This window comes from Nocardioides sp. Root140 (genome assembly GCF_001426745.1).
Classification (GTDB): domain Bacteria; phylum Actinomycetota; class Actinomycetes; order Propionibacteriales; family Nocardioidaceae; genus Nocardioides.
The window spans coordinates 1,057,350-1,076,577 of the sequence record NZ_LMFI01000001.1 but is presented as its reverse complement, the minus strand read 5'-3'; the positions used below and the strand labels follow the sequence as shown (position 1 = coordinate 1,076,577).

The following is a 19,228-nucleotide window of genomic DNA, read 5'->3' as shown; positions in this document are numbered from 1 at the left end:
CCGATCCTTACACACCTCCCATGATCCGCGAATAGGCGGCCGCCAGCTTCTCGGGGTCGTGACGAGGCGATCCGTCGCCCATCGCCACGTCGGCGAGCACGAGTTCGGCGCCGGCACTGGCCACCACCTGCTCGAGGAGCTCGGGATCGGGCACCGCTCCCGGGTCGGCCAGGACGGTGTGGAGCACCAGGTCGGGAGCGTGGCCGAGGAGCGCCCCGAGGAGGTCCTCCGGGGTGTAGCCGACCGTCTCCCCGGCCTGCTCCTCGAGGTTGAGTACGACGATCACCCGACTGTCGCTCTCGATGATCGCCTTGCGGAGGTCGGGGACCATCAGGTGCGGGATGACGGAGGTGTACCAGCTGCCCGGACCCAGCACGATCCAGTCGGCGTCGTAGACCGCCTCGACCGCCTGGGGGCAGGCCTCCGGGTCGGGCGGGTCGAGCTGGATGCCGGTGAGGGTGCCGGCCGTGGTGGCCACCTCGACCTGGCCGCGGACCAGCTGGGTCGCGTCGGGACGGGTGTGGTCGAGCCCGCGGACCTCGGCGGTGATGTCCATCGGGGTGACCGACATCGGCAGCACGCGTCCGCGCGCGTCGAGCAGTCGGGCGACCCACTCGAGGCCGTCGACCTGGCCGCCGAGGAGCTCCCAGAGGCCCACGATCAGCAGGTTGCCGACCACGTGCCCCTTCATCTCGCCGTCGCTGTCGAACCGGTGCTGGAGCACGCGGGCCCAGGTCTGGCCCCACTCGTCGTCACCGCAGAGCGCGGCCAGTGCCATGCGGAGGTCGCCCGGAGGCAGGACGCCGAACTCACTGCGCAACCGACCCGACGAGCCACCGTTGTCGGCGACGGTCACCACCGCCGTGAGGCTCTCCACGACGCGACGCAGCGCCGAGAGTGACGCGTGCAGCCCGTGGCCTCCACCGAGCGCCACGACCGAGGCATCGAGCCGAACCTGGTCGCGACGGTGAGCCGACCCCGTCATTCGTTGCCCAGATCGCGGTGCTGCGCGCGGGCGTCGTACCCCTGCTCGAGCAGCCGGGCCACGATCTCCTCGGTCATCGCCACGCTGCGGTGCTTTCCTCCCGTGCAGCCGATGGCCACGGTCATGAACCGCTTGCCCTCACGCAGGTAGCCCGCGGCCACCGTCTGGATCACCGGCACGTAGGCCTCGAGGAACTGCTGCGCGTCCGGCCGCGACTTCACGAAGTCGGCGACGGGCGCGTCCTTGCCGTTCATCGGCCGCAGCTCGGGGTCCCAGTAGGGGTTCGGGAGGAACCGCATGTCGGCCATGAAGTCGGCGTCGACGGGGATGCCGTACTTGAAGCCGAAGCTGACGACGGTGATCTTCAGCGTCATCGCGTGGGGCGCACCGAACGCCTCCGCGACCTTGTCGGTCAGCTGGTGCACGTTGAGGTTGGTCGTGTCGATGAGGACATCGGCGTTGCCGCGCAGACCCGCGAGCACGACGCGTTCTCGCTGGAGCCCGTCGAGCAGCCGCCCACCCGCCTGCAGCGGGTGCGGTCGACGCGCCGCCTCCTGGCGTCGGACCAGGACGTTGTCGTCGGCCTCGAGGTAGAGCAGCGTCGTACGACGACCGAGGGCACGCTGCGCGAGATTCGCACGCAGGGACTCGAAGAACGACCCGGAGCGTACGTCGACCACGACGGCGATCGGCTGGCTGTGGCCGGCGTTCTCGTTGACCAGGTGGACGATGTCGGGCAGCAGCGACGGCGGGAGGTTGTCGACCACGAAGTAGCCGAGGTCCTCGAGCTCCTTGGCCGCGGTGCTGCGGCCGGCCCCGGTCATGCCGGTGACGACGACGAGCTCGCCAGTCGGCTCCTCCGGCTCCTGCTCGTTCACGGGCATCAGCTCTCCTCGATCTCGCCGGTGGCGGTGTTCACGGAGACAGTCTGGCCGCTGCCTGCCTCGACTGCATCCTTGATGGCGGAAGCCGTTCCTGGCCCGATGCCGGGCACCTGGGTGAGCTCCTCGATCGAAGCCGCGCGCAGCTTGCGCAGGGATCCGAAGTGCTTGATCAGCGTCTTGCGGCGCACCTCGCCCAGACCGGGCACGTCGTCGAGCACGCTCTCCACCATCGTCTTCGAACGACGACCGCGGTGGTGGGTGATCGCGAACCGGTGCGCCTCGTCGCGCAACCGTTGGAGGAGGTAGAGGCCCTCGCTCGTGCGTGGCAGGATCACCGGGTCCTCCTGCTGGGGAACCCAGACCTCTTCCAGACGCTTGGCGAGGCCGACCACCGGGATGTCGTCGATGCCCAGCTCGGCGAGGGCAGCCGAGGCCGCCGCCACCTGGGGCGGCCCGCCGTCGACCACGACAAGGCCGGGGGCATAGGCGAACTTGCGCGGTCGGCCGGTCTCCGGATCGACGAGCATCGGCCCCTCGCCGCCTTCGCCCTGCTTCTCGATGGAGGAGGCCTGCTCATCGAGGAGGCGCCGGAACCGGCGGGTGATCACCTCGTGCATGGAGGCGACGTCGTTCTGCCCGTCGACCGTGCGGATCACGAAGCGGCGGTACTCGCTCTTGCGGGCCAGCCCGTCCTCGAAGACCACCATGCTGGCCACCACCTCGGTGCCCTGGAGGTTGGAGATGTCGTAGCACTCGATGCGCAGGGGCACCTCGTCGAGCTCGAGGGCGAGCTGGATCTCTTCGAGGGCCCGGTTGCGGGTGGTCAGGTCGCTGGCCCGCTTGGTCTTGTGCAGGCCGAGCGCCTGGAGCGCGTTGCGCCCGACGGTCTCCTGGAGGGTCTTCTTGTCCCCGCGTTGCGGCACCTTGATCGCAACCTTGCCGCCACGCAGCTCGCCCAGCAGCACCTCGAGGGTGTCGAGGTCCGGAGGCAGCGCGGGCACCAGCACCTCGCGCGGGATCGAGTCGCCGGACTCCCCGGCGTACATCTGGAGGAGGAAGCGCTCGACGAGGTCGCCGGTGTCGCCCTCGTCGACGCGGTCGGCCACCCAGCCACGCTGCCCGCGGATGCGGCCGCCGCGCACGTAGAACACCTGGACTGCGACCTCGAGAGGGTCCTCGGCGAACGCGACCACGTCGGCGTCGGTGCCGTCGCCGAGCACCACGGCCTGCTTCTCGAGTGCCTTGTTGAGCGCGCCGAGGTCGTCGCGCAACCTGGCCGCCTTCTCGAAGTCGAGCGCGTCGGAGGCGGCGTACATCTCCTTCTCGATGCGCTTCACGAAGGCGCTGGTCTGGCCGCCCATGAAGTCGCAGAAGTCCTCGACGATCGCACGGTGCTCCTCGGCACTGACGTTGCCGACGCAGGGGGCCGCGCACTTGTCGATGTAGCCGAGCAGGCACGGGCGCCCGATCTGCGCGGAGCGCTTGAACACCCCGTTGCTGCACGACCGCATCGGGAAGACCCGCAGCAGGAGGTCGACGGTCTCGCGGATCGCCCACGCGTGGCCGTAGGGACCGAAGTAGCGGGTGCCCTTCTTCTTCGCGCCGCGGCCGACCATGACGCGGGGGAACTCCTCGCCGACGGTGACCGCGAGCCACGGGTAGGACTTGTCGTCGCGGTACTTCACGTTGAAGCGGGGGTCGTACTCCTTGATCCAGGAGTACTCCAGCTGGAGCGCCTCGACCTCGGTGTTGACCACGGTCCACTCGACACTGGCCGCGGTCGTCACCATGGTCGCCGTACGCGGGTGCAGGTTCGCGATGTGCTGGAAGTACGACGAGAGGCGGGAACGCAGGTTCTTCGCCTTACCGACGTAGATCACGCGGCCCTTGGGATCGCGGAACCGATAGACCCCGGGCTGGGTCGGGATCGACCCGGGACGAGGGCGGTACGACGACGGATCAGCCACGTGGCAACCCTACGTGGAGCCACCGACAGACCAGACGATCAGGGGCGGGCGATCAGGGCAGTCGGTCAGACCGTGGTGATCGTGCCGTCCTTCACCGTGATCTTGACCTCGGGCAGGCTCTCCGTCGCCGGTCCGTCGGCAACGGAGCCGTCGGTGATCGAGAACTTGCTGCCGTGACAGTCACAGTTGATGGTCTTGTCGACCGACACGACCTGGCACGACTGGTGCGTGCAGGTGGCGGAGAACGCCTTGAAGTCGCCTTCGGTGGGTTGGGTGATCACGACGTTGTCGTCGCCGAGGATCACTCCTCCACCGACCGGCACGTCGGCCGACGGTGAGAGCTCGGTGCCGGCATCGGGCGCCTTCACGTCGTCGTCACCACCGGCGCAGGCCGCCAGCAGCGGGGCCGACACGGCGAGGACTGCAGCTCCGCCGAGCATGTGGCGTCGGTTCAGACAGGGTTGGTGGTCCAAGGAGGTGTCCTTCAGGAGAGGGTGATCTGGCCGCCGGAGACGGCGACCGCTTCTTCGGGCAGTGGAGACGGAGCCGGCCCGCCCTGCACCGACCCGTCGGTGATGGAGTAGCTGCTGCCGTGGCAGCGGCAGTGGATCTCGGTGTCGATGCTGGAGACCTTGCAGCCCTCGTGGGTGCAGGTGGCGGAGAACGCCTTGAAGTCACCCTTGGTCGGCTGGGTGACCACGACGCTGTCGAGGATCACCCCGCTGCCCACCGGTACGTCGGCAGCTGCGACGAGGCCCTCCGGTTCGGCCGGCGTGCTCGCGCTGCCGGACTCTGCCGGTGACGCCGCATCGGACGACTGCGTCGGAGTCGAATCGGCGCTGCTTCCGGAGTCGCCTCCACCGTCGTCACTGCTGCACGCGGCGAGCACCGGAAGGGTGAGTCCGGCGGCGAGGCCGCCCAACGCGTGACGACGGCTGAGTCCGGGTACGGCATCCATGGCAAGCACTCCTCGACGAGGCGACGACGTTGTCGAGGACAATCAAACCGCATCTGGCTGAGGATCTGCTGTGAGTGCGCTTCGGTCCTACGGAGTTCAGGCCTTCCTCGGGGCGCGCTTGCGAGGCGCTGCCTTTGTCCCGGTCGCCTTGGACACAGCCGCCTTGCGGGGTGTCGAGTTCGTCGCGGCCTTGCGCGCGGGCGCCTTGCGGGCCGGTGCCTTGCGCGACGGCTTCTCGCCGGGCGTGACCCCGAGCAGTGGCGCGAGGAACGAGCCCGTGTGGCTGGCCGGGTTGGCCGCGACGTCTTCCGGTGTGCCGGTCGCGACCACCATGCCTCCGCGCGAACCGCCCTCGGGCCCCATGTCGACCAGCCAGTCGGCGGTCTTGATGACGTCGAGGTTGTGCTCGATCACCAGCACGGTGTTTCCCTGGTCGACGAGACGGCCGAGCACCAGCAGGAGCTTGCGGATGTCTTCGAAGTGCAGGCCGGTGGTCGGCTCGTCGAGCACGTAGACGGTGCGGCCGGTGGACCGCTTCTGCAGCTCGCTGGAGAGCTTGACGCGTTGTGCCTCACCACCCGACAACGTGGTCGCCGGCTGGCCGAGTCGCACGTAGCCCAGGCCGACCTCGCACAGCGTCTTCATGTGTCGCGAGATCGCGGGTACGGCGGCGAAGAAGTCGGCCGCCTCCTCGATCGGCATGTCGAGCACTTCGGCGATCGTCTTGCCCTTGTAGTGCACCTCGAGCGTCTCGCGGTTGTAGCGGGCACCGTGGCAGACCTCGCACGGCACGTAGACGTCGGGCAGGAAGTTCATCTCGATCTTGATCGTGCCGTCACCGGAGCAGGCCTCGCAGCGGCCGCCCTTGACGTTGAACGAGAACCGGCCCTGCAGGTAGCCCCGCATCTTCGCCTCGGGCGTGCTCGCGAAGAGCTTGCGGATGTGGTCGAAGACGCCGGTGTACGTCGCCGGGTTGGACCGCGGCGTGCGGCCGATCGGCGACTGGTCGACGTGGATGACCTTGTCGACGTTCTCGGTGCCGCTGATCTTGCGGTGCCGCCCCGGAACCGTGCGGGCGTTGTAGATCTGCTTGGCCAGCGACGTGTAGAGGATGTCGTTGACCAGCGTCGACTTGCCCGACCCGGAGACCCCGGTCACCGCACAGAAGACCCCGAGCGGGAAGTCGACGGTGACGTCCTGGAGGTTGTGCTCGTGGGCTCCGTGGACGGTCAGCGCGCGGCCCTTCGTGCGCGGTCGTCGTACAGGGGGAACAGGGATCTCGCGGCGCCCGGCCAGGTAGGCGCCGGTGGAGGAGTCGGGGTGGTTGAGCAGGTCGTCGACCGTGCCGGAGACGACCACCTGTCCCCCGTGCTCACCGGCGCCGGGGCCGATGTCGACCACCCAGTCGGCGGCCCGGATCGTGTCCTCGTCGTGCTCGACGACGATCAGGGTGTTGCCGAGGTCGCGCAGCCGCACGAGGGTCTCGATGAGGCGCTTGTTGTCGCGCTGGTGGAGTCCGATCGACGGTTCGTCGAGCACGTAGAGCACCCCGACGAGGCCCGCACCGATCTGGGTGGCCAGTCGGATCCGCTGGGCCTCACCGCCGGACAGCGACCCGGAGGGCCGGTCGAGGGTCAGGTAGTCGAGGCCGACGTCGAGCAGGAAGTTGAGCCGCTCCTGGATCTCCTTGAGCACCCGCTCACCGATCTGGCGCTCACGGGCCGAGAGGTCGAGGTTGCGCAGGTGGTCGGCAGCCTCGTTGATCGGCAGGGCGCAGACCTCGGCGATGTTGAGGCCACCCCTGCCCGAACCGGTGGCGTCGCGCGGGCCGAGGGTGACCGCCATCGACACCGGCTTGAGCCGGCTTCCCCGGCACGAGGGGCACGGCACCTCGCGCATGAAGCCCTCGAACCGGTCGCGGCTCGTGTCGGTCTCGGCCTCGCGGTGACGTCGTTCGATGTAGGGACGCACGCCTTCGTAGGCGGCGTAGTAGGAGCGCTCGCGGCCGTAGCGGTTCTTGCTCCGCACGTGCACCTTGGTGGGGTGGCCGTCGAGGATGATCGTCTGGAGCTCCGGGGAGAGCTTCTCCCACGGGGTGTTGAGGTCGAAGCCGAGCTCGTCGCCCAGGGCCCCGAGGAGGCGCAGGAAGTAGTCGGCGACGTGTGCGCCGCTCCACGGCTGGATGACGCCTTCGCCGAGAGTGGCCGCCGGGTCGCTGATCACCAGCTCGGGGTCGACCTCCATGCGGGTGCCGAGGCCGGAGCACTGCGGGCAGGCACCGAACGGCGAGTTGAACGAGAACGAACGCGGCTCGAGGTCGTCGGTGTCGAGCGGGTGCTCGTTGGGGCAGGCCATCTTCTCGGAGAACCGGAGCTCGCGCTGCGGGTCCTTGGCTTCGCGGTCGACGAGGTCGATGAGCACGAGCCCGCCGGCCAGGCCGAGAGCGGTCTCCACCGAGTCGGTCAGCCGACGCTTGGCGGAGGCCTTGACCGCGAGTCGGTCGACGACGACCTCGATGGTGTGCTTCTTCTGCTTGCTCAGCGTCGGGCCCTCGAGCAGGGTGTCGAGGGTGCTGGTCTCGCCGTCGACCCGGGCCCGGCTGTAGCCCTGTCCCTGCAACGAGCGGAAGAGTTCGACGTACTCGCCCTTGCGGCCGCGGATCACCGGGGCCAGCACCTGGAAGCGGGTGCCCTCCTCCAGCGTCATGATGCGGTCGACGATCTGCTGCGGGGTCTGGCGTTCGATCGGCGAGCCGCAGACGGGGCAGTGCGGGCGACCTGCGCGCGCATAGAGCAGGCGCAGGTAGTCGTAGACCTCGGTGATCGTGCCGACCGTGGAGCGCGGGTTCTTCGACGTGGACTTCTGGTCGATCGAGACCGCGGGCGAGAGGCCCTCGATGAAGTCGACGTCGGGCTTGTCCATCTGGCCCAGGAACTGGCGGGCGTACGCCGACAGCGACTCGACGTAGCGGCGCTGGCCCTCGGCGAAGATCGTGTCGAAGGCCAGGCTCGACTTGCCCGAGCCGGAGAGTCCGGTGAAGACGATGAGGGCATCGCGCGGGAGGTCGAGGGAGACGTCCTTGAGGTTGTGCTCTCGAGCACCGCGAATGATGAGTTGGTCAGCCACGCGAACACCCTACCCGGTGTTCGAACAAGTGTTCGTGGTCACACGGCCGTGTCATCGAGATGTTCGCGGATGTACGTCGGGGCGCCTCCGCGATCGGGCGGCTCCCTCGGCTGGCCGGTCTAGGCTCGACAAACAGATCAACGAGAGCCAGAGGTCGCCGATGAGCCGCCAGAACCTGCATCACGTCTACGACGCGACGGACGCGCTCCTGCGCACCGTCGACGGGCTGACCCCGGAGCAGTTCGCCGCGCCCAGCCTGCTGCCGGGGTGGAGCCGCGCGCACGTGGTCGCCCACCTGGCCCTGAACGCATTGGGGTTCGGGCGCGCAATCGAAGGGGTCCGCCACCGCAGACCCGTTGCGGTCTACGCGTCGCCCGAGCAGCGTGACGCGGACATCGACGAGAGCGCGCGGCTCGGCGTCGACGCGCTGCGTGAGTTCCTGTTCGACGCGTGCGGTCGGTGGCGCGACCTCACCGAGGACATCACCGACTGGAACGGCACGTTCGAGCGCACGCCGGGCGGCCCGACCCTCTCGGTGGAGCAGGCGGTCGGCGCCCGCTGGCGCGAGGTGGAGATCCACCACGCCGACCTCGATGCGGGATTCGGCCCCGCAGACTGGTCCCCGGCGTTCGCGGCGTTCGTCTTCGAGAACGTCGTCGGCTTCCGCGACGACCAGGTCGACCTGACCCTCGAGACGCCCGAGGGGACCGTCCTCCTCGGCGCCGGCGGTACGCCGATCCGCGGGACCCGCCACGACCTGGCCTGGTGGATGCTCGGTCGTGGGTCCGGTGAGGGACTCGAAGGCGACCTGCCTACGCTGGGCCCATGGCGATGACCTACACAGGAGACGTGTCTCCGGGAGGCCCGGCCGATGTCCGGGAGCTCCCCAATCTCACGATCACGAAGCTGGCCGTCGACGAGAAGATGGCCAACAACTGCTACCTGCTCACCTGTCGGGAGACCGGCGTGCAGGTGCTGATCGACGCGGCTGACGACAGTGCGTCCCTGCTGGAGCTGTGCGGGTCGCGCCTCGACGCCGTACTCACCACGCACCAGCACTGGGACCACCACCGCGCCCTCGCCGACGTCGTGGCGGCCACCGGGGCCCCGGTGTCGGCAGGTGCGCCTGACGCCGACGCGATCACCGAGCAGACCGGTGTCGCGATCACGGCGCGGCTCCAGCACGGGGACGTCATTCCCGTCGGTCGCTGCTCGCTCGAGGTGATCGCGCTAGCCGGTCACACGCCGGGCTCCGTCGCCCTGTTGTACGACGACCCCGACGGCCACCCGCACCTGTTCACAGGTGACTCGCTGTTCCCGGGAGGTGTCGGATCCACGTTCGGTGACGCGCAGGCATTCGCGACCTTGATCGAGGAGGTGGAGACCAAGGTGTTCGACCGGTTGCCCGACGAGACCTGGTTCTACCCCGGACACGGCAAGGACGGCCAGCTCGGCAACGAGCGGCCGCACCTCGTGGAGTGGCGCGAACGCGGCTGGTAGGAGTGGGGCCCCCGATGGCCCCACTCCCACCGCCTCGCTCAGCGCGTCTGCCGTGAGCGTCGGAGCAGAATCAGACCTCCCATCAGCATCAGCAGGCCGAGCATCGGGAGCCAGATTGAGCTGCCGCCCGTGTTCGGCAGCACCTGGTCCCCCGAGTTCGTCCGGGCACTGACGTCGGATGACGTCGTGTCAGGCCCGGTCGAGGTCGAGTCCTGGCCCGGCGTCGTGCCTCCACTTGTGGCGTCACCGCCACCCGTGGTGTCACCACCGCCGGGGTTGTCTCCACTTCCGTCGTCCGTCGGGTCGTCGGTCTGATCGCCGTCGCCCTCGTCGGGCTCTGTGCCGTCTCCCGGCTGCGGAGTTCCGGCACCAGTGGTCAGGCTGACGTCGGCGGTCGTACCAGCGACGTCTGCCCTGAGCACGATCGAGTCGCCCTGACCTTGCGTGGAGTCGTCGCCCAGGACCTTGTCCAGGGTTTCGGACCCGGTCTCGATGGCCACTTCCCCGAGTCCCGGGATCGGGAGCTCGAGCCCCTGGGACGAGGGGCCTGTCGGCTGATCCCCCGCGCCGTCGGTGCCATCACCATCGTCGGTGCCACCGCCGGTGCTGCCACCGTCAGTGCCATCTGAATCGTCGCCGGGGGCCTCGTCACCGTCCGCAGGCGCGACTCGCAGACCGTCCTTGGAGTTCGCCACGACGGTCACGACCTTGGGCACGGTCACCTGCGAGTCGAGAACGGGCGCCGACTGGCTCTCCGTGCCGTCACCGGGGTCAGTCCCGTCACCAGGGTCAGTCCCGTCACCAGGATCGGTCCCGTCACCAGGGTCAGTCCCGTCACCAGGATCGGTGCCATCACCAGGATCGGTGCCATCACCAGGGTCAGTGCCATCACCAGGGTCAGTCCCGTCACCGGGGTCGGTCCCGTCACCGGGGTCGGTCCCGTCACCAGGGTCAGTCCCGTCACCAGGATCGGTGCCGTCACCGGGGTCAGTGCCATCACCGGGATCGGTCCCGTCACCAGGGTCAGTCCCGTCACCAGGGTCAGTCCCGTCACCAGGGTCAGTCCCGTCACCAGGGTCAGTCCCGTCACCAGGGTCAGTGCCGTCACCGTCGGTGGTGGGCGTGAAGACCACGCCRTCACCACCAGCTTCCAGCGTGCCCACACCAGGCAGCGTCACCGAACCATCCGGCAGACCACCCAGAGGCGAACCATCACCAGGATCGGTCCCGTCACCAGGGCACCAGGATCGGTCCCGTCACCAGATCACCACCAGCTTCCAGCGTGCCCACACCAGGCAGCGTCACCGAACCATCCGGCAGACCACCCAGAGGCGAACCATCACCAGGATCGGTGCCATCACCAGGATCGATGCCATCACCAGGATCGGTCCCGTCACCAGGATCGGTCCCGTCACCAGGATCGGTCCCGTCACCAGGGTCAGTCCCGTCACCAGGGTCAGTCCCGTCACCAGGGTCAGTCCCGTCACCAGGGTCAGTCCCATCACCAGGATCGGTCCCGTCACCAGGATCGGTCCCGTCACCAGGGTCAGTCCCATCACCRGGATCGGTCCCGTCACCAGGRTCAGTCCCATCACCRGGATCGGTCCCGTCACCAGGATCAGTGCCGTCACCGTCGGTGGTGGGCGTGAAGACCACGCCATCACCACCAGCTTCCAGCGTGCCCACACCAGGCAGCGTCACCGAACCATCCGGCAGACCACCCAGAGGCGAACCATCACCAGGATCGGTCCCGTCACCAGGATCAGTGCCGTCACCGTCGGTGGTGGGCGTGAAGACCACGCCATCACCACCAGCTTCCAGCGTGCCCACACCAGGCAGCGTCACCGAACCATCCGGCAGACCACCCAGAGGCGAACCATCACCAGGATCGGTCCCGTCACCAGGATCGGTGCCGTCACCAGGATCAGTGCCGTCACCGGGGTCAGTGCCGTCACCGTCGGTGGTGGGCGTGAAGACCACTCCGTCACCACCGGCTTCGAGCGTGCCCACACCAGGCAGCGTCACCGAACCACCACCGGGGTCAGTGCCGTCACCGTCGGTGGTGGGCGTGAAGACCACTCCGTCACCACCGGCTTCGAGCGTGCCCACACCAGGCAGCGTCACCGAACCATCCGGCAGACCACCCAGAGGCGAACCATCACCAGGATCGGTGTCATCACCGGGATCGGTGCCATCACCGGGATCGGTCCCGTCACCGGGATCGGTCCCGTCACCAGGATCAGTGCCGTCACCGGGGTCGGTCCCGTCACCGTCGGTGGTGGGAGTGAAGACCACCCCGTCACCACCAGCTTCCAGCGTGCCCACACCAGGCAGCGTCACCGAACCATCCGGCAGACCACCCAGAGGCGAACCATCACCAGGATCGGTGCCATCACCCTCACCACCAGCTTCCAGCGTGCCCACACCAGGCAGCGTCACCGAACCATCCGGCAGACCACCCAGAGGCGAACCATCACCAGGATCGGTGCCATCACCGGGGTCAGTGCCATCACCAGGATCGGTCCCGTCACCAGGATCAGTGCCATCACCAGGATCGGTCCCGTCACCAGGATCGGTCCCGTCACCAGGGTCAGTGCCGTCACCAGGGTCAGTGCCGTCACCGGGGTCAGTGCCGTCACCGTCGGTGGTGGGCGTGAAGACCACTCCGTCACCACCGGCTTCGAGCGTGCCCACACCAGGCAGCGTCACCGAACCACTCAGTGCCGTCACCGGGGTCAGTGCCGTCACCGTCGGTGGTGGGCGTGAAGACCACTCCGTCACCACCGGCTTCGAGCGTGCCCACACCAGGCAGCGTCACCGAACCACCCGGCAACCCACCCACAGGCGAACCATCACCAGGCTCAGTGCCATCACCAGGCTCAGTGCCATCACCAGGGTCCGTCCCGTCACCAGGCTCAGTGCCATCACCGGGATCAGTCCCGTCACCGTCGGTGGTAGGCGTGAAGACCACCCCATCACCACCAGCTTCCAGCGTGCCCACACCAGGCAGCGTCACCGAACCACCCGGCAACCCACCCACAGGCGAACCATCACCAGGGTCAGTGCCGTCACCAGGATCGGTCCCGTCACCGTCGGTGGCGGGAGTGAAGACCACCCCATCACCACCCGCCTCGAGCGTGCCCACGCCAGGCAGCGTCACCGAACCACCCGGCAGACCACCCACAGGCGAACCATCACCAGGCTCAGTCCCGTCACCAGGCTCGGTCCCGTCACCAGGGTCAGTGCCGTCACCGTTCCCGTTCCCGTTGTCGGAGCCGTCACCGTTCCCGTTGTCGGAGCCGTCGCCGTTCCCGTTGCCGTCGGTGGCGGGAGTGAAGACCACCCCATCACCACCCGCCTCGAGCGTGCCCACACCAGGCAGCGTCACCGAACCACCCGGCAACTCACYCAGAGGCGAACCATCACCAGGCTCAGTCCCGTCACCGTTCCCGTTGCCGTTCCCGTTGTCGGAGCCGTCACCGTTCCCGTTGCCGTTCCCGTTGTCGGAGCCGTCACCGTTCCCGTCACCGTTCCCGTTCCCGTTGTCGGAGCCGTCACCGTTCCCGTCACCGTTCCCGTCACCGTTCCCGTTGTCGGAGCCGTCACCGTTGCCGTTGTCGGAGCCGTCACCGTTCCCGTCACCGTTCCCGTTGCCGTTCCCGTTGTCGGAGCCGTCACCGTTCCCGTTGCCGTCGGTGGCGGGAGTGAAGACCACCCCATCACCACCCGCCTCGACCGTGCCCACACCAGGCAGCGTCACCGAACCACCCGGCAACTCACYCAGAGGCGAACCATCACCAGGCTCAGTCCCGTCACCGTTCCCGTTGTCGGAGCCGTCACCGTTCCCGTCACCGTTCCCGTTGCCGTTCCCGTTGTCGGAGCCGTCACCGTTCCCGTTGCCGTTCCCGTTGTCGGAGCCGTTTCCGTCATGAGGGCCATTCCCGTCGTCCTCGGGAGTGATCGCCACGCCATTCGGCCCGACCTCTAGCCCGCCAACCCCGTTCAGCGCCAGTTGTCCACGGACAGCCGGAACTGGAGCCCTGTCACCGTGATCCCAGGTCTCGGGAGTGAAGTGAAGACCTCTACCGTCAGCATCAATAACTCCCAAACCTGACACCGCGACGGACCCACTCAGGGCTGGCTCCATGACGTCGCCATCAGTGGAGCCGTCGCCATTGCCGGAACCGTTGTCGGATCCATCACCGTTCCCGGAACCGTCACCGTTGTCATGGCCACCGCCGTTCCCGGAACCGTCACCGTTGTCATGGCCACCGCCGTTCCCGGAACCGTCACCGTTGTCATGGCCACCGCCGTTCCCGGAACCGTCACCGTCGTCGGACCCACCGCCGCCGTCGGTGCCATCACCGTTGTCGCCATTTCCCGGGCGCGCAAGCGAAGCAAGGACCTCGCGAGTCGCCTCGCCGGTCTTGACCAGCTCGTCTGACCCGGTATGAACAGCTTGCGATCCTGCATCGATCAGAGGCGTCACATCCGGTAGCGCCTTGCAGATGCAATTGCCCTTGTGTGGTTTCTCCACCGTTCCCTCTGGCTGTTGGCCAGTGGGCGCGTTCGTGTCCGCGACCGAGGTCGTGTGGACTGGTGGTCCTTCCGGCGTCCGTTCCTCATCCCCGTGAGCCGTTGCTGCGCCCAAGGCGATGATTCCGGCGGCCATGAAGGACGTGGTTGCTGCCCTTGCCATCCACGTACTCATTGCTCTGCCTCCCTGCTGCAAGTGACTTACACACGCGCTCCGGACGTGACACGTCCAGGCATGGTTGTGCTGCCGCGAACCTGCAGGAAGGTTCAGTCAGGGGCGACGCCCGGCTGGCGACCAGCCGAGCGCGGGACGTCAGAATCCGCGCCTGTGTTGATGCAGTCGGACCCGCCGATGAACGAGATCGCAGCGGGCACGATGGCCGTCATCGCGACACTCGAACCCGCACTGGATCCCCCAGCGGAACCATTGGCACACAGGGCCGTGGCCCCGGCCAGTTGGTCGTTGTCGTGCGAGGCACCTTCGTCAGACCTTGTCTCGGAACCCGCCTTCTGTTGCGGGGAGACGGCCTGGGTGTCGTGCGCGGTTGCGGAGTCGCGTACGACGACCTCGCGAGTCTGGTGGGTCCGAGCAATGGCCTGTGCGCGCACAGTTGTGACGACGGCTCGTTTGCGATCGACGGGCGCCGCGCCCTCTGCGCGAGCTACTGGGGCCACCGCGGGCGAGAGCCCAAGTTTGTTGCTGAGCACTTCGACGCCCACCTGGACCGGCCGCGTCGTCTGCTCGACGAGCGTTTCAACGTTGCGGGTCACCGTCTCGAGATCCCGGACGGCCTGCGTCAGCTGCGAATCCTTGCCAATCACAGGTTCGAGGTCGCGGGCCAGTTGACGCGTCGTCCCGTCGACTGAAGTGATCGCGGGGGTGACTCCGCGTTCGATTCCCTGTGCCACCTTGGTCAAGGTTTCGGAGGCGCCCAAATCGTGGGAATTCCCTTGCACAGCAGGCGATTCTGGCTTCACGCGTGCCGGCTTAGAGGTCGTGGCGTCAGGCGCGTCGATGACGGCCGGCGCTGCAGCCTCGGAGGCTTCAGACTGCTCGGGAGTGGCCTGCTTCGCGGGTGCCTCCGCCGGCTCGCTGGACGCCGCCGGCGAGGGCTCCTGCGACTGCTCCGGGACCGGAGTGGAAGGACCTTCCGGCCCAGGCAGCAGTGACTCGTGCCCGGCCCGGTCCTGCGCTGCGTCATCGCGCCCCGGGTCCTGCGCTTCTGAGGCCTGAGCGGGCGAATCACCGTCCGTGTCGTCGGCGTGTGCGCTGGCCATCCCGAAGAAGAACGCGGCCGCCGCGGCGGCCAGAACGAAGCTCAACCGAAGCGCGACCGGGCTCAGCCCGCGCCGCGCTTGGGAGACAACTCGTTCATGATTCGCGTTCATACCGTTCCCCGAGAACTGTTGAACTTGAAAGCCGTACTCTCCAAGTTGTACGCCACGGAGCCGCGTCCGTCCATACCGAGATCAACATGTGTACTCGTTCGCGGCGATTCCGATGCCGTGACGGCGGGGCCACAGAGTGGTCGACGGGTGAGAATCGTCAAGCAGGTAAGGGATCTGGCGTCTAGTCCCTGAATACCAGGAGGCCGGCGCTGGACTCGATGTCCTGTGCGCGGACGCACGACGAAGCCAGGGGGCAACGCACCAGATAGGAGCCCGCAGCAGTGTCTCGCGGCCCGAAGATCGCGCCGTTGCCGTCCCAGTCCATCCGGCCGGCAGTCCACGGCGTGGCCGGCTTGAGCGAACGGATCACGGCCCCGGTCCGCAGTCGGCGGACCTGGACGACACTCGTGCTCACTCCCTTGGAGTTCGTGGCGAGTCCCAGCACCCGCTGGCCATCGGGAGAAACCTCAACGGGCTGGAAGCGCAGCTTCCACAGCACGGCCTTCGGGTTCATCAGGTCGCGTGCAGTCGTGTAGCCGTCCTTGACCTTGCGCCACTGGACCCGGCCCTTCAGGTCGGCACCGTCAACGGTTCCGGAGACCACGGTGCGCACACCAGAGCCGAAGGTCCACACGTAGAGCTTCGGCGGGAAGCCCCAGCCACCCAGTCCACCAATCACGGCGCGATTGCCGTCCACGTCGAGGACGTCCACGCCGATCGGGAAGGAACGCTGGGCCAACCGGGTGCCGTCGAGCCTCTTGACGGTCACTGTCACCTGGCTGCCCCACATGTCGGTGTAGGACTCGTAGTAGGTGTCGCCCGAGTCGCTCAGGTCGACGGCCCAGCCGTCGTCGTCGTACAGACAGGTCACCTGGCCGGAGGCACGCGCTGCCGTGCCAGCGGTGTCGATGAACCACATCGTCTGGCGGTAGCAGATGTCTCCACTTCCGTCGTCATCGAGATACTCGCGACTGACCACCGCGAGCCGCCCGTCACTGGTGCGGCCGCGGCCTCCGATCGAGGCGTCGGCAGCGGGGGGCTCGGTGCCCCAGTCGATCGACAGCGCCTGACCGTTGACGTGCAGCGTGCCTCCGTCGAGGTACGGCGCGCGCACGACGGCCGCAGCGGGCGCCTGGTGCGCCACCGCCGGGATCGCCGGAGCGACGACCGTGGCAAATGCGGTGGCGAGGACCGCGAGGATTCGTGTCTTCATCTGTTCCCCCGAACTCGAGACCGATCTCAGCCGAGAGTAACAGGAGTTGGCCTGGTCAGCAGGGGGTGAAATGACCGCGCGACGGCCAGGCGGCAGGTCAGGATGACTCCGCCTGAAGCCTCAGCCGTTGTAGGTGATCCGCAGCTTCTCGGTGACCGGCAGGGACTGACAGGCGAGCCGGATGCCGTCCGCGAGGTCGGTGGCGTCGAGGACCTCGTTGTGCCGCATACGGACCTCCCCTTCGAGCACCATGCAGGCGCAGGCGCTGCAGTTGCCTTCGCGGCAGGAGAACGGCGCGTCGACGCCCTTCTCCTCGAGAAACTCCAGGATCGGCTTGTCGCCCGTGTAGTCGTCGAACTCATAGTGCTGGCCGTCGAGCTCGACCTCGAGGCGCACTGGTCCGACCAGGGCGGAGGGCGCATCGCCGTCCTCGTGGTCGTCGGCGTCAGCCAGCGTGGCCTCGGCCTTCTGAAGCTCCTCGACGTCACCGAACGGGTTGCCGCCCAGCGAGACGAACTTCTCCTGGTGTCGGCGGGCCCGCGGGAACTCCAGCTCACGCAGCGCCAGGGACACGCTCTTCATGAACGGCGCGGGACCACAGCAGAACGCGTCGTACGTCGAGAAGTGCGCGGCGAACGCCTTGAGCTGGTCCTGGGTGGGCAGCCCCTGCACGGTCTCGAGCCAGTGCACGACAACCAGCCTGTCGGGGTGCTCGGCGGAGAGGCGTGCCCACTCGTCGGCGAAGATCACGGACTTCTCGTCGCGGTTGGCGTAGAACACCACGATCTTGCCGGCGCCACGCGCGAGCGCCGTCCGCGTGATCGAGATGATCGGCGTGACGCCACTGCCTCCGGCGAACAGCAGCAGGTCGTGGTCGAGGTCGGCGGGCGTGAAGATGCCGCTGGGCGGAAGGACCCGGATCGTGTCGCCGGCCTTGAGGTTGTCGCAGATCCAGTTGGACGCATAGCCCTCGGCGGTCCGCTTGACCGTCACCGTGAGCGGGCCGTCGTCCGCCGGCGAGCTGCTCAGCGAGTAGCACCGCGCGGCCAGGCCGGTCTCGTCACTGGGAACCGCAAGGGTGAGGAACTGGCCGGGCCTGTAGTCGAAGTGGCCTTCGGCCTCAGGGGTGAGGCCGAGCTGCACCGAACAGGCGTCGGCCGTCTCGTCGATGACGCCGAGGACCGGCAGAACGAAGGAGTCAGTATCCATCTTCGGCTCCAATGGGGATCTCACCCTCACGCACGGCAGCTTCGATGGTGCCGAGCAGGCGGGGACAGGCGGTGTGGACGGCGCGGCCGGCGGGCTGCGATGACATGCGGGCAAACTCCTGACACTGGCCCAGCGCCTCATGGTCCCACTGGATGGACGTGTGGTGGTCACTGTTCTTCTTGACACCCACACGCGCCAGACAGTCGAGGCACTGCACCTTTACAAGACGGGCCTGAGTGTACAGTCGCTGGTCCTCGAGAGTCTCCTCGTGTGTCGGGATGAAAGACGGCATCAGGACTCGTCGGGCGACTCGGCGGCCGGACCCGTCGAGACCAGCTCAGCTTCCTCGGCGGCCTTCCGGGCCAGATTCTCCTCGACTTCGGCGCGCCAGTTCTCGTTGGCCCGCGTGGTGTCGACCTCGAACTCGAAGCGGTCGGTCATCTCGGCCGCCACGTCGACCTTGTCCACGTAGAACTGCTCGTACCAACGCCGCAACTGGTAGACGGGACCGTCCTCCTCACAGAGCAACGGATTCTGGACCGGCGCCTTGTTGAGCCAGATCGCCACGTCCTGCAGGAAGCCGTCACCGAACATGTCGGAATACTTCTTGCCGATGTAGTTCGCGGTCTTCTCGTCGAGCCCCTCGGGCTTCTCGACACAGAGGCCGTACTGCAGCCTGAACGAGTTGGGGCCGGTCGGGATGTGGCAGTTGACCAGGATGACCTTGGTCAGGAAGCCCTTGTAGTCGGTCTCCAGCCAGTTGATCATGTACGCCGGCCCGTAGTAGGTCGCCTCGGACTTGAGGATCAGGTCCTCGTCGCCGTACCCCTCGCCGGCCATGTCAGGTCGCCCGGTGGACTCCATGAACTGCGTCGCCATGTGGCCTTCGAACACGTTGCGGAAGTTCGTCGGGAAGGCGAAGTGGATGTAGAAGAAGTGCGCCATGTCGACGACGTTGTCGACGATCTCCCGGCAGTGCGCGTTCGGGACGTCGATGACCTCCCAGGTCCAGTCGGTGTAGCGCTCGGTGCCGATGCCCTCAAGCTCGGGCGGCAGGATCTCCGTGTCGGCGGGACTGCCCTCGACGTCGTGCCACACGAGAACCTGACCGTTGCGGATCACCGTCGGGTAGGTCTGGGTGCGGGCCCGCATCGGCACCCGGCGGGCATAGGGAATGGCCTTGCACTTCCCGTCGCCGCCCCACCGCCAGTCGTGGAACGGGCAGGCGATCTCGTCGCCCTTGACCGTGCCCTGGGTGAGGTCGCCGCCCATGTGCCGGCAGTAGCCGTCGAGCACCTTGATCTCGCCCTGGCTGTCGGCCCAGACGACGAGCTTGCCGCCGAACGCCTCGACCGCGTGCGGCTTGCCGTCCTTGAAGCTGTCGGCCAGGCCCAGGCAGTGCCAGCCGCGGGCGAACCGCTCCGGGACCGTGCCCTTGTCGAGCAGACGGGTGTCACTCAT

At 67.8% G+C, this 19,228-nt stretch carries 19 protein-coding genes; 3 read left to right on the top strand and 16 right to left on the bottom strand.

The window, feature by feature from the left end; genetic code table 11:
* Positions 1-7 precede the first annotated feature (7 nt).
* The 6 genes from ASD30_RS05245 to uvrA all read right to left on the bottom strand — a co-directional run bounded on the left by ASD30_RS05245 (position 8) and on the right by uvrA (position 7,920).
* A complete protein-coding gene (locus ASD30_RS05245; protein WP_056677822.1) occupies positions 8-985 on the bottom strand; it encodes a gluconeogenesis factor YvcK family protein in 978 nt (325 codons plus the stop codon).
* Positions 982-1,869, bottom strand: coding sequence for an RNase adapter RapZ (gene rapZ, locus ASD30_RS05240; RefSeq protein ID WP_056677819.1), 888 nt, complete (start codon positions 1,867-1,869; stop codon positions 982-984). The genes ASD30_RS05245 and rapZ overlap by 4 nt, the downstream gene beginning before the upstream one ends.
* On the bottom strand, positions 1,869-3,836 hold the full coding sequence (uvrC, locus tag ASD30_RS05235; protein ID WP_056677816.1) for an excinuclease ABC subunit UvrC: 1,968 nt from the start codon (positions 3,834-3,836) through the stop codon (positions 1,869-1,871). Before uvrC ends, rapZ begins: the two co-directional genes overlap by 1 nt.
* 65 nt (positions 3,837-3,901) lie before the next feature.
* Entirely contained in the window at positions 3,902-4,309 is a 408-nt protein-coding gene (locus tag ASD30_RS05230; RefSeq protein ID WP_235532501.1) for a Rieske (2Fe-2S) protein, read from the bottom strand.
* 11 nt (positions 4,310-4,320) lie between these two features.
* Positions 4,321-4,794 carry a Rieske (2Fe-2S) protein gene (locus ASD30_RS05225; RefSeq protein ID WP_056677812.1) on the bottom strand — a complete coding sequence of 158 codons (474 nt, stop codon included), beginning with the start codon at positions 4,792-4,794 and terminating at the stop codon, positions 4,321-4,323.
* Positions 4,795-4,890: 96 nt separating this feature from the next.
* Positions 4,891-7,920 carry an excinuclease ABC subunit UvrA gene (gene uvrA / locus ASD30_RS05220; protein WP_056677808.1) on the bottom strand — a complete coding sequence of 1,010 codons (3,030 nt, stop codon included), beginning with the start codon at positions 7,918-7,920 and terminating at the stop codon, positions 4,891-4,893.
* A gap of 160 nt (positions 7,921-8,080) precedes the next feature.
* Between uvrA and ASD30_RS05215 the strand changes: the two genes are divergently transcribed.
* Both ASD30_RS05215 and ASD30_RS05210 read left to right on the top strand, forming a co-directional pair.
* On the top strand, positions 8,081-8,755 hold the full coding sequence (locus ASD30_RS05215; protein ID WP_056677805.1) for a maleylpyruvate isomerase family mycothiol-dependent enzyme: 675 nt from the start codon (positions 8,081-8,083) through the stop codon (positions 8,753-8,755).
* Positions 8,746-9,420 (top strand): MBL fold metallo-hydrolase, encoded by a 675-nt coding sequence (locus ASD30_RS05210; protein WP_442938215.1) that lies wholly within the window; start codon positions 8,746-8,748, stop codon positions 9,418-9,420. The genes ASD30_RS05215 and ASD30_RS05210 overlap by 10 nt, the downstream gene beginning before the upstream one ends.
* Positions 9,421-9,458: 38 nt before the next feature.
* Here ASD30_RS05210 and ASD30_RS27065 read toward each other — a convergent pair whose 3' ends face one another.
* The 5 genes from ASD30_RS27065 to ASD30_RS05185 all read right to left on the bottom strand — a co-directional run bounded on the left by ASD30_RS27065 (position 9,459) and on the right by ASD30_RS05185 (position 13,387).
* The gene (locus tag ASD30_RS27065) at positions 9,459-10,136 is read right to left on the bottom strand and encodes an LPXTG cell wall anchor domain-containing protein (RefSeq protein WP_235532500.1); all 678 of its coding nucleotides are present in this window, start codon (positions 10,134-10,136) and stop codon (positions 9,459-9,461) included.
* Between the two features lie 2 nt (positions 10,137-10,138).
* A complete protein-coding gene (locus tag ASD30_RS27060) occupies positions 10,139-10,528 on the bottom strand; it encodes a hypothetical protein (protein ID WP_056677799.1) in 390 nt (129 codons plus the stop codon).
* A gap of 122 nt (positions 10,529-10,650) precedes the next feature.
* The gene (locus ASD30_RS27055; protein WP_200951073.1) at positions 10,651-11,844 is read right to left on the bottom strand and encodes a hypothetical protein; all 1,194 of its coding nucleotides are present in this window, start codon (positions 11,842-11,844) and stop codon (positions 10,651-10,653) included.
* A gap of 11 nt (positions 11,845-11,855) precedes the next feature.
* Entirely contained in the window at positions 11,856-12,059 is a 204-nt protein-coding gene (locus tag ASD30_RS05190; RefSeq protein WP_056677793.1) for a hypothetical protein, read from the bottom strand.
* A gap of 29 nt (positions 12,060-12,088) precedes the next feature.
* A complete protein-coding gene (locus ASD30_RS05185) occupies positions 12,089-13,387 on the bottom strand; it encodes a hypothetical protein (RefSeq protein WP_056677790.1) in 1,299 nt (432 codons plus the stop codon).
* A 261-nt stretch (positions 13,388-13,648) separates the two neighbouring features.
* Between ASD30_RS05185 and ASD30_RS05180 the strand changes: the two genes are divergently transcribed.
* Entirely contained in the window at positions 13,649-13,864 is a 216-nt protein-coding gene (locus tag ASD30_RS05180) for a hypothetical protein (protein WP_056677787.1), read from the top strand.
* Positions 13,865-14,223: 359 nt separating this feature from the next.
* Here the strand turns inward: ASD30_RS05180 and ASD30_RS05175 are convergent, their stop codons facing one another.
* The 5 genes from ASD30_RS05175 to ASD30_RS05155 form a co-directional block, all read right to left on the bottom strand.
* Positions 14,224-15,279, bottom strand: coding sequence for a hypothetical protein (locus ASD30_RS05175; RefSeq protein ID WP_156393511.1), 1,056 nt, complete (start codon positions 15,277-15,279; stop codon positions 14,224-14,226).
* A 247-nt stretch (positions 15,280-15,526) separates the two neighbouring features.
* The gene (locus ASD30_RS05170) at positions 15,527-16,558 is read right to left on the bottom strand and encodes a hypothetical protein (protein ID WP_056677781.1); all 1,032 of its coding nucleotides are present in this window, start codon (positions 16,556-16,558) and stop codon (positions 15,527-15,529) included.
* 120 nt (positions 16,559-16,678) lie between these two features.
* A complete protein-coding gene (locus ASD30_RS27815; RefSeq protein WP_056677777.1) occupies positions 16,679-17,767 on the bottom strand; it encodes a ferredoxin--NADP reductase in 1,089 nt (362 codons plus the stop codon).
* Complete coding sequence (locus tag ASD30_RS05160) at positions 17,757-18,059, bottom strand: hypothetical protein (RefSeq protein WP_056677774.1); 303 nt, start codon at positions 18,057-18,059, stop codon at positions 17,757-17,759. Before ASD30_RS05160 ends, ASD30_RS27815 begins: the two co-directional genes overlap by 11 nt.
* A complete protein-coding gene (locus ASD30_RS05155) occupies positions 18,059-19,228 on the bottom strand; it encodes a Rieske 2Fe-2S domain-containing protein (RefSeq protein ID WP_056677771.1) in 1,170 nt (389 codons plus the stop codon). Before ASD30_RS05155 ends, ASD30_RS05160 begins: the two co-directional genes overlap by 1 nt.

What these genes read in the sequence shown, in the direction of transcription:
- ASD30_RS05225 (WP_056677812.1), bottom strand. Translation starts at nt 4,794, where the DNA reads ATGGATGCCGTACCCGGACTCAGCCGTCGTCACGCGTTGGGCGGCCTC.
- ASD30_RS05180 (WP_056677787.1), top strand. Translation starts at nt 13,649, where the DNA reads ATGGCCACCGCCGTTCCCGGAACCGTCACCGTTGTCATGGCCACCGCC.
- ASD30_RS05160 (WP_056677774.1), bottom strand. Translation starts at nt 18,059, where the DNA reads ATGCCGTCTTTCATCCCGACACACGAGGAGACTCTCGAGGACCAGCGA.
- ASD30_RS05155 (WP_056677771.1), bottom strand. Translation starts at nt 19,228, where the DNA reads ATGAGTGACACCCGTCTGCTCGACAAGGGCACGGTCCCGGAGCGGTTC.
- ASD30_RS05215 (WP_056677805.1), top strand. Translation starts at nt 8,081, where the DNA reads ATGAGCCGCCAGAACCTGCATCACGTCTACGACGCGACGGACGCGCTC.
- ASD30_RS05210 (WP_442938215.1), top strand. Translation starts at nt 8,746, where the DNA reads ATGGCGATGACCTACACAGGAGACGTGTCTCCGGGAGGCCCGGCCGAT.
- ASD30_RS05170 (WP_056677781.1), bottom strand. Translation starts at nt 16,558, where the DNA reads ATGAAGACACGAATCCTCGCGGTCCTCGCCACCGCATTTGCCACGGTC.
- ASD30_RS27815 (WP_056677777.1), bottom strand. Translation starts at nt 17,767, where the DNA reads ATGGATACTGACTCCTTCGTTCTGCCGGTCCTCGGCGTCATCGACGAG.
- ASD30_RS05245 (WP_056677822.1), bottom strand. Translation starts at nt 985, where the DNA reads ATGACGGGGTCGGCTCACCGTCGCGACCAGGTTCGGCTCGATGCCTCG.
- rapZ (WP_056677819.1), bottom strand. Translation starts at nt 1,869, where the DNA reads ATGCCCGTGAACGAGCAGGAGCCGGAGGAGCCGACTGGCGAGCTCGTC.